Below are 7,394 nucleotides of genomic sequence, written 5' to 3' on the forward strand. Positions count from 1 at the left end.
GTTCCCATGAGCGCGTTTGGGAAAGATTTTAGAGGATGCCGAACCGCTTCCGCCGCTCGTGCTCGTCGGCCATGGCCTTGATCTCAGCCGCCGCCAGCCGGCCGTCTGCCGCTACCTTGGTGAGATGATCCTTGACCTTGCCGACGACGTTGATCGCCAGGAACAGCTTTTCCCGTCCGGTCACGTTGTCTACCGCCGTGGTGCGCCAGGCGGACACATAGCCTTCCTCAAGGGCCTTGAAGGCGTCCTTGAGCAGATCGTCGTCGAGCAGTTCCTGCGCTCGGCGGCCGCGAGCGGCGGTGACTTCGCGGTCTTCACTCATCCCGCTTGCTTTCCTGCTGTCGCGCCTCGTGGTCGGCCTGTTTGTGCGCCATCGCAGTATCGTGCTGATGCGCCGCTGAGACCAGCCCGAGCACCTGGCCGGCGATCTGATGTTGCCCGGCGATGTGGTCGTGCTGCGCCTTCTGATGTGCCGCCTCGACCTTGAAATGGGCCTCGATGATCTTCAGCTTGGCATCGAGCTCGGCCTTGATCTTGGCGAGTTCGATTTCGGCCTGCGTCTTCACCTGCTGGTGAATCGCATCATTCTGCGCCTGCTGCTGGGCAAGCTGGGCCTTATGTGCCGCGGTCTGTTGATCCACCTGCGCCTTGGCCTGAATCGCCTGCGTCTTGGGATCTGGCTGGGGCGGCGGCGCAGGATGCAACAGTTGCCCGGTTTGTGGATTGGTCGCGCTCGGATCGTTGAAGAACCGATCCGGGTTCTTGTGCCCCATGATCTTGGTCAGCTCTGCCGCGGTATTGTATAGCTTGTCGTCATCGACGATGTTGGTCTTGCCTGCGGCGGCTAGCTCTTTCTGCACGTTCGCAATCGCCATCTGCTGCGCGAACTGCTGCGCTTTCCCGCCGGTTCCAAGACCGACATTGATCGTCATATCGTCCCGCGTCTTCCAAGCGCGCGGGTCAACATTTATCCACTGATTTCTCAAGCGGACAGTCTGAGCCTGCTGGCCGTGCTTGCGGATCGTGGCGTGCAACAATGCGAAGATGTCGCGGACGCCCTCGCCCATGACGCGCGCAATCAGCTTGACACGCATCTGTGAGGCCGAGAAGACCTGAGCTACCGCGGTCGCCGATTGGTTCTGTAGCGCGTTGGCATCAACGCCCTGGGATTGCTTCGATAGGCCAGTGCGGGCTTCCAGCTCAGCGTCGATGTATTGCAGCATCGGATAGATCGACCCGGTGACGTCCGGGACAGTCTGCCAATTGAGGCCGCCGGGCTGGGCGGTGCGGACCACGCCCCCGGGACGAGACACGAGCAAATCGTCCAGCGTGTTCGCATCAGCGTGCGACTTAGAGACCTCGACGCGCGGATTGTTGTGCAAATAGATGTTATCCAGCGCACCCCGCTTCATTGCAGTCTTTTCGCGCTGCAGCGGCATCACTAGATCGGCGATCGACCGCCCGAAGAAGCGATGCGTCATCGGAACTGGTGTGGTCGCGGCGAATGGCACCGCATCGAATGGCGTGATGCAGTCCTTGCCATCCTTGCGCAGGATGTCGCCCTGATCGCCTCCGGTGATCACCTGATACAGACACGGCCGTCCGGTGCCCTCATAGTCCATCCGGACATAATGCTCGGTGAGCTTGATGTATTCAGCCGCCGGGTTCATCGCGTTGGTCGCGAACATATGCTCTTGCACGGTGTCGCGGGAATTGGTCTCAACATCTGTAATACCGGTATAGGCGGTCAAGCCATCGATCTGTTCCGCATCGTAGCCCTCGCCCTTCAGATCGGCTCGGGTCTTGGTGACGACCTGATGGAAGCAATAGTTGCAGGTGCGCAGATCGCGAGCGCCGCGCTCGATGCCGAACTCTTCCGGTGGAACTCCGAGAACGCGGGCCTGGGATAGCTTCTTGGTCGTGCGAATGGTGACGTCATGGAACCGCGGCGCAGGCGGCTGGATGGCCGGCATCTGCGGCGCGGCCGGAACAGGCAATTGCGGCTGCATGGGAAGTCCGGCATCACCCATCAGACGATCCCCGCAAGCGATTTGAGCAGCAGCCTGTTCGGATCTTGCCCAATATATTCCGGCTGATCGTCAATCCAAACATGGATATCCACGCCATGCTCGTGCATGACCTCCCGTTTCGGCCGGCCAGAGCAATAGAAGACCTCGCCGGGGAAGTCGCTGACAACCATTTCAGGGCGCCTGGACGTGACACACACAACGCGGGCGCCAGCCATCCTTAGGACCGCGATCACTGCGGTCCAAGTCTCTTTGCAGCTCGTGAACGTGTCGTCGTAATCGACAGAGACTCCGAACGGTCTGACCGCGCCCTTGATCATGCTTTCGTCGTCGAGAGCGTCACCCATCATCCAAGGTCCATATCGTCGATGCCGCCGGGATACTGCGCCTTACGCTCAGCCTCACGTTTGGCCCGCGCTTCTCTCGCTTCCTGGATGAGGCGGCCCTGCGCCTTCATGTCGATGACGTTCTCAGGTTTTGGTTCATCGGCCATCAGCTTGTCGCCTCCACCTCGTCCTCGATCTCTTCACCTGTGCCGTCGTGTACCGAGTGCTCGATGATCTCCATCTGGCCGTCCGATTCCTCGACCTCTTGAGCCAGCATCACATACTGGTCCTCGGTCAGGTCGTAATACGTCTCGCGGCTTTCTTCCTCGCGCTCGTCCCACCACACCTTCACGATACCGACTTTCGACAACAGCGCGTCTTTCACGAACCCGTACAGCACCATGAATCCGGGGTTCTTCTGCATGAAGACGTGGTTGACGTAATCCGTCTCTTGCTGCGCTGCGGCCTCGTCCTCGGGGCCGACCGGCTCGAACCGGACCACTTCGTCAGAGCCGGCGAAGATGTCCATCAACTGCGGCATCAGGCCTTCGATAGTGTCTGACACATCCGTCGAGACCGCGCGCGATCGTCCCTCCGGCGCCGGCATGTCACGCCGCATCTCGCCAAGGTAGTATTCCATCGCCCGCGAGCGCTCCTCCATGAGGTTTGCAGCGCTCATGGCGGCCAGTGCGGACGCCTTTTCGGACGCCAGCATGGCCTTTAGCTCGAGGACGTCCATTTTCTTAGGCTTAGCCATAGTCCGAGCTTACCGCTGGGGCGTTTTGGAACCGTTCTGGGTAGTGCTCGTCCGCCGTCAGCTCCAACCATGCCAGCGCCTCGTCAAAGGTGCTCACGGTCTCCTCGGCGAGGAACCCGTTCAGATCGTCCCCGAGCTTGACCATGAAACCGCCATCCCAAAAACAGGAGATCGAGAAGTTGATCTCTCGGTCGTAGAGGTGCTGTGGGATGTCAATTACCGCCATCCTGAATCCCCATAGTTGATCTTCCGTCCGAAATTCGCGCTCTGCGCCGGAGGTTCATAGCAGACGGCCCCAAGCCCGAAGCTGTCCGCGCCGTGCGAACTCCAATCATGCTCCGGGCCGAGTCCAATGTTCCGTTCCGTGTCTCGCTTCTCGTGATAGAACCCAAGCGCTTCCCTGCCCGGCTCAGTGCGCTCCTCATCGAACCAAATCTTCGGTGCCAGCCTTCGCACTGCCTCGATCCGCATCGCCGCAGCGCCGCGGCCCTGATTTGGGATCACGGTCGTAGCGAATCCGGCTTCCCTTAAATGATCTTCGTACCGCTTGCCGGTGATGTTGTTCGTCGCCACCCCATCGTGCGGGAGATAAAGCTGCGCCTTCTCATAGCCGCGCGATCGCAGCCAATGGACGTGGGTCGCCAGGACCTGGCCGACGCTCTCGTAATAGTCCAGCACCAGGATTCGGTCCTCGACCCACTGCTCGACCCACATCGTGAAGGCGTCAGCGCTAGCCCCAGCCCCGCCTATGTCGATGAAGATCCGGAGCGGCAATAGCGGATCGGCCGACAGGTTCTTGACGATCCGGCCCTTGAGCTTCGCTTCAGCCAGCATCGCGGCGAAATACGCCCCTTCAAATGCCTTGGCATATTCGCCCTCGTACGTATGCGGATATCGCTCCGGGTAAAGCTTCAGTTCGAGCTGGCGCTCCTCTTCAGCGGCCCGGCTCCAAAACGGATTATCCCGCCAGTTCGCATTCACCACGATGGATTTCGGCGGCGGTCCGTTCGGCCCCCGGAAGAAGTCGTCGATCGCATCCGATTTTCGGCGAGGGTTCCAACTCGCCCATATCTCGGCATCGTCCCAGCGGTGGATCGTCGGGCGAAGCAATGACAGCGATCGTGCGGTAAGCGATTGCGCCTCGTCGATCCAAGCCCGTTTGAATCCCTCCAGCGACTTGATCGACTCCGCGGTATGGTCGGTCATGCCGTTGAAGATGATGATGCCGTCTTTCGGTGTCTGAATCCGATCATGATAGATCCGGAACCCGTCCACTTCCCCCAGGCCTAGCTTGGCGATCTTGTCCGAGATGATTTGCTTGGACGAGCTCGCCAATGTCTTCTGCACCTCTCGGATGCAGACCATCCGCATGCCCTCGCCGAAGTCGCCGGGAAAGCGCATCGCGTCCTCAACCGCGCTTTCCCCGAAGAAATGGCTTTTCCCGCTGCCTCGTCCGCCATACGCAGCCTTGTATGGCGCCGGCGCAAGCAGCGGCTCAAATACCTTCGCTGTTTTGATGCGGAGGGTTTTCACCGGCCATCCAGGAACGCCAGCCGCCGATCACGCAGCGAAGCCACAGCCGCGACCTCGAGCTGCTGCGCCTCGATCCGGCCGCGGATCACCGCTTTCGAGTCAGCCGGCATGTACCAGCCCGCGCCCCATTTCGTCGTGATCGTTACTCCAGTGCTCTTGATCGCTCGCCGAAGCATGAAGATTTGGAGATCGAGCACCTTCTCGTCCGGCCAATCGCATTCCGGCCGGCTTCCGTACAATACCGTGTAAAGCCCATCCCTCGTGACGAACTCCCGTTTGTAGAGCATGCCGAGGACAATGGCCTTTTCCGTCTCCAACCCGAACAACTCACGCAACCGGTCCGTAAACGATCGCCCCACCCCAAGCACATGCTCGAGCTGTTCGATCCGGTCCTGCAGCCGTTGAACGTCCGTCACTTAAGCCCCCGTTATGCCGCCGAGTCCTTCCGAATGACCCTGATGCACTTGATCTGCGCCACCCGCCATCCGTGGCTGTACTGCGGGTGCTGCATCATCCAATCCGCAACACTCTCCTGGGACTTGTAGACGCACTCCAAGTCCTTCGCTTGGTCCGTGATGACCTGCTCCCGGCAGACCTCGCCGGTGAGACTGCAGAGGACGGCAATGACCGTGACCAGCATGGCTATCCCCGGAGCGGTGGGAATGCCTTGGCAAGCGCCTTTGCCTCGGCCTCTGTCAGTTCACGCACGCCCTCCGGAGGAGCGGTCAGCGGCCTGTTCTCGCCCCATGGCCGCGTCTTGGATTCGATCCGAACGACCTGTGTCGATGTAGAAGCCCCCATCACTCTTCCCCCTTTGCCGGAACGATGACACGCTCGATGCGGTGGATCAGTTTGATCGCCTCACCCTCGGGATCGCCGGAGATCGGTTGCGGCGCCTTTCCCCATCCACGGTCGAGAAGCACAGATGCCGCCGACACCCGCGCTGGCTCCGATTTCCCGCGCGCTGCAATGGTCGCCAATGCCTGAATTGCGGTATCGGTATGCGACCGCGCTAAAGATCGGATATCGGCAGGAACTTTCGCCATTTACTTCAAGGGCCTCACTTCCCAAGCTTCTTGTATGCCGCAGACCTGATCTTCGCCGCTTCCTTCAGCGTCAGGTCGGCTTTCGGTATGTCTTGCAGTGCAGCGCGGGCGTGGGCCTTGTCTGGGATTGGAAACGAGCGTCCCGGGCCAGCGAAGTCTTTTGCCGGCAATTTCTTCCGGTCATCTGCGGTGAGACGGGCCATTGTCAGTTCCCCTTCAAAGCCGTGCGAATGGCTGTTGCTGCGTCCGGTGTTCCTGCGGGAATGCGAACCTGCTTCGAGCCGATCGAATAGACTTCGGTCCGTCCACCGTTCTCGTATCGCATCGTGACCGTTCCGATATCCGGGATATCCCCCAGCAGTTCCTTGATCTGCATGATCCCGGTGCTCATTGCGCGTCGCCCCCAAGGTCGTTGGTGATCTGCCCGAGCTCGGCCATGATGTCATCCACCTGCCCGTGAATGGACCTTGCCATTGAGCCGGTGACGTGCTTGACGGCGCTCTTGGCCTCGCCAAGCTTCCCGATAGCGCCCTGCACCTCGGCGAGACCATCCGCCTTAGCTTGCTCGAGATCGGCCTTGGCCGCGTCCACCATTGCCTTGATGCTGGCTGCAAAGCTTCCGCTCATCGTGGCCCTCGGTTCAGGTTTGGTCTGCGTCAGTTCAGGCAACAGCGCCGCGGACGGACTCGGAATGATCTCCCCGGCCTTGTCGCTCGAGATCGCCAGGCGGATCACCCGCTCGATCTCGGCATCATCCGCCGTCACCGGCACGCCAATCAACTTCCCGTTCAATCCGAACAGTTGCCGTCCCATGACCGTCTGCATGGTCATGGTCTCGATACCGGGAATATCCCGGAGGCGGTCACGTAGTTCGGCGATCGACATGTGCTGATAATGCGCTGATTTGCGGATATTCCCCAACTAATCAGGTTTGATTTCTGTGAATATGTCGGATTCGTCAGCGGTTTCTTTCGGAGCGAATCCAAGATTATAGTGGGCATAGTGGTGGCGGATCTGATCCGCGGTCGGCGCGAGCGTCGCCGTCTTTGCCAAGACTTCGCTTCGTGAAATACCGAAATCTTTCCCATACTTGGCCTGAAGCTCATGATAGGTCGGGCGGCGGATACTCTCGATCCGTTCTCGTTCAGCAAGCTGCTCCCGTACTCTCTGCGTTCTTGCTTCGCGTTCAGCGACCGGCGCGAGAACATCAATGCATGCGTCGGTTACTTCCTTGACCGTAGGAAGCCAATTCTTGCGCGAGGGAAGTCCAGTAGTTGGGTGCGTGACCTGGGTTACAACCCATAACGGATATTTTGATAGAATCGCTGCAATTGCAGCCACATAGGTCTCAGGATCGTTCGCATCACCGGTGCGATAACAGCCGAGGAGCAACCGAGCTCTCTCCGCTGCGTATGACACCGCCTCCTCGTGCTGGCCCATCGAAGCCGGCAATTTTTCGGCAGAGATCGTCAGCGGCTTGAATGATTTTGTTTCCTGCTTGCGGTCCATTTTGCGTTCCTTTCAGGCGCGCAGCTATCCAGGCTGAGGGGTCAACGACTTGATTTCTGTCAGCATCCTCGATCAGACCGAGGACTATCACCGCATCGTCCCCGGCCGCCTTCAGGCACTTTGCGACAAAGGAGCGGACGCTATCCGGGCCTTTCCCGGTCATGCGTGCGAGCAAAGGCAATCCTTCGTCGAATAG

The 7,394-nt window shown here is 59.8% G+C and carries 14 protein-coding genes; all 14 read right to left on the reverse strand.

The window, feature by feature from the left end:
• Nucleotides 1–28: 28 nt before the first annotated feature.
• On the reverse strand, nucleotides 29–322 hold the full coding sequence (locus tag QW868_RS31670) for a hypothetical protein (RefSeq protein WP_315731646.1): 294 nt from the start codon (nucleotides 320–322) through the stop codon (nucleotides 29–31).
• Entirely contained in the window at nucleotides 315–2,030 is a 1,716-nt protein-coding gene (locus tag QW868_RS31675) for a hypothetical protein (RefSeq protein WP_315731644.1), read from the reverse strand. The genes QW868_RS31670 and QW868_RS31675 overlap by 8 nt, the downstream gene beginning before the upstream one ends.
• On the reverse strand, nucleotides 2,030–2,374 hold the full coding sequence (locus QW868_RS31680) for a hypothetical protein (protein WP_315731642.1): 345 nt from the start codon (nucleotides 2,372–2,374) through the stop codon (nucleotides 2,030–2,032). The genes QW868_RS31675 and QW868_RS31680 overlap by 1 nt, the downstream gene beginning before the upstream one ends.
• Nucleotides 2,374–2,520, reverse strand: a complete 147-nt coding sequence (locus QW868_RS31685) for a hypothetical protein (RefSeq protein WP_315731640.1) — start codon at nucleotides 2,518–2,520, stop codon at nucleotides 2,374–2,376. Before QW868_RS31685 ends, QW868_RS31680 begins: the two co-directional genes overlap by 1 nt.
• Nucleotides 2,520–3,068, reverse strand: a complete 549-nt coding sequence (locus QW868_RS31690) for a hypothetical protein (protein WP_315731638.1) — start codon at nucleotides 3,066–3,068, stop codon at nucleotides 2,520–2,522. The genes QW868_RS31685 and QW868_RS31690 overlap by 1 nt, the downstream gene beginning before the upstream one ends.
• A 34-nt stretch (nucleotides 3,069–3,102) precedes the next feature.
• A complete protein-coding gene (locus tag QW868_RS31695; RefSeq protein ID WP_315731636.1) occupies nucleotides 3,103–3,336 on the reverse strand; it encodes a hypothetical protein in 234 nt (77 codons plus the stop codon).
• Nucleotides 3,327–4,643 carry a phage terminase large subunit gene (locus tag QW868_RS31700; RefSeq protein ID WP_315731634.1) on the reverse strand — a complete coding sequence of 439 codons (1,317 nt, stop codon included), beginning with the start codon at nucleotides 4,641–4,643 and terminating at the stop codon, nucleotides 3,327–3,329. The genes QW868_RS31695 and QW868_RS31700 overlap by 10 nt, the downstream gene beginning before the upstream one ends.
• Nucleotides 4,640–5,059, reverse strand: a complete 420-nt coding sequence (locus QW868_RS31705; RefSeq protein WP_315731632.1) for a hypothetical protein — start codon at nucleotides 5,057–5,059, stop codon at nucleotides 4,640–4,642. Before QW868_RS31705 ends, QW868_RS31700 begins: the two co-directional genes overlap by 4 nt.
• An 11-nt stretch (nucleotides 5,060–5,070) precedes the next feature.
• On the reverse strand, nucleotides 5,071–5,283 hold the full coding sequence (locus QW868_RS31710) for a hypothetical protein (RefSeq protein WP_315731630.1): 213 nt from the start codon (nucleotides 5,281–5,283) through the stop codon (nucleotides 5,071–5,073).
• 160 nt (nucleotides 5,284–5,443) lie between these two features.
• A complete protein-coding gene (locus QW868_RS31715) occupies nucleotides 5,444–5,689 on the reverse strand; it encodes a hypothetical protein (protein WP_315810777.1) in 246 nt (81 codons plus the stop codon).
• Between the two features lie 14 nt (nucleotides 5,690–5,703).
• Nucleotides 5,704–5,892 (reverse strand): hypothetical protein, encoded by a 189-nt coding sequence (locus QW868_RS31720; RefSeq protein WP_315731626.1) that lies wholly within the window; start codon nucleotides 5,890–5,892, stop codon nucleotides 5,704–5,706.
• 2 nt (nucleotides 5,893–5,894) lie between these two features.
• Nucleotides 5,895–6,080 (reverse strand): hypothetical protein, encoded by a 186-nt coding sequence (locus tag QW868_RS31725; protein ID WP_315731624.1) that lies wholly within the window; start codon nucleotides 6,078–6,080, stop codon nucleotides 5,895–5,897.
• Nucleotides 6,077–6,574 (reverse strand): hypothetical protein, encoded by a 498-nt coding sequence (locus QW868_RS31730; RefSeq protein ID WP_315731622.1) that lies wholly within the window; start codon nucleotides 6,572–6,574, stop codon nucleotides 6,077–6,079. Before QW868_RS31730 ends, QW868_RS31725 begins: the two co-directional genes overlap by 4 nt.
• A 36-nt stretch (nucleotides 6,575–6,610) precedes the next feature.
• Nucleotides 6,611–7,198, reverse strand: coding sequence for a hypothetical protein (locus tag QW868_RS31735; RefSeq protein WP_316232386.1), 588 nt, complete (start codon nucleotides 7,196–7,198; stop codon nucleotides 6,611–6,613).
• Nucleotides 7,199–7,394 lie beyond the last annotated feature (196 nt).

Origin of the sequence: Bradyrhizobium sp. SZCCHNR1051, assembly GCF_032489615.1 — a bacterium.
Taxonomy (GTDB): domain Bacteria; phylum Pseudomonadota; class Alphaproteobacteria; order Rhizobiales; family Xanthobacteraceae; genus Bradyrhizobium.

Coding starts and splice junctions, on each gene's coding strand:
- QW868_RS31715 (WP_315810777.1), bottom strand. CDS start 5,689: ATGGCGAAAGTTCCTGCCGATATCCGATCTTTAGCGCGGTCGCATACC.
- QW868_RS31730 (WP_315731622.1), bottom strand. CDS start 6,574: ATGTCGATCGCCGAACTACGTGACCGCCTCCGGGATATTCCCGGTATC.
- QW868_RS31675 (WP_315731644.1), bottom strand. CDS start 2,030: ATGGGTGATGCCGGACTTCCCATGCAGCCGCAATTGCCTGTTCCGGCC.
- QW868_RS31690 (WP_315731638.1), bottom strand. CDS start 3,068: ATGCTGGCGTCCGAAAAGGCGTCCGCACTGGCCGCCATGAGCGCTGCA.
- QW868_RS31720 (WP_315731626.1), bottom strand. CDS start 5,892: ATGGCCCGTCTCACCGCAGATGACCGGAAGAAATTGCCGGCAAAAGAC.
- QW868_RS31710 (WP_315731630.1), bottom strand. CDS start 5,283: ATGCTGGTCACGGTCATTGCCGTCCTCTGCAGTCTCACCGGCGAGGTC.
- QW868_RS31670 (WP_315731646.1), bottom strand. CDS start 322: ATGAGTGAAGACCGCGAAGTCACCGCCGCTCGCGGCCGCCGAGCGCAG.
- QW868_RS31735 (WP_316232386.1), bottom strand. CDS start 7,198: ATGGACCGCAAGCAGGAAACAAAATCATTCAAGCCGCTGACGATCTCT.
- QW868_RS31685 (WP_315731640.1), bottom strand. CDS start 2,520: ATGGCCGATGAACCAAAACCTGAGAACGTCATCGACATGAAGGCGCAG.
- QW868_RS31695 (WP_315731636.1), bottom strand. CDS start 3,336: ATGGCGGTAATTGACATCCCACAGCACCTCTACGACCGAGAGATCAAC.
- QW868_RS31680 (WP_315731642.1), bottom strand. CDS start 2,374: ATGGGTGACGCTCTCGACGACGAAAGCATGATCAAGGGCGCGGTCAGA.
- QW868_RS31725 (WP_315731624.1), bottom strand. CDS start 6,080: ATGAGCACCGGGATCATGCAGATCAAGGAACTGCTGGGGGATATCCCG.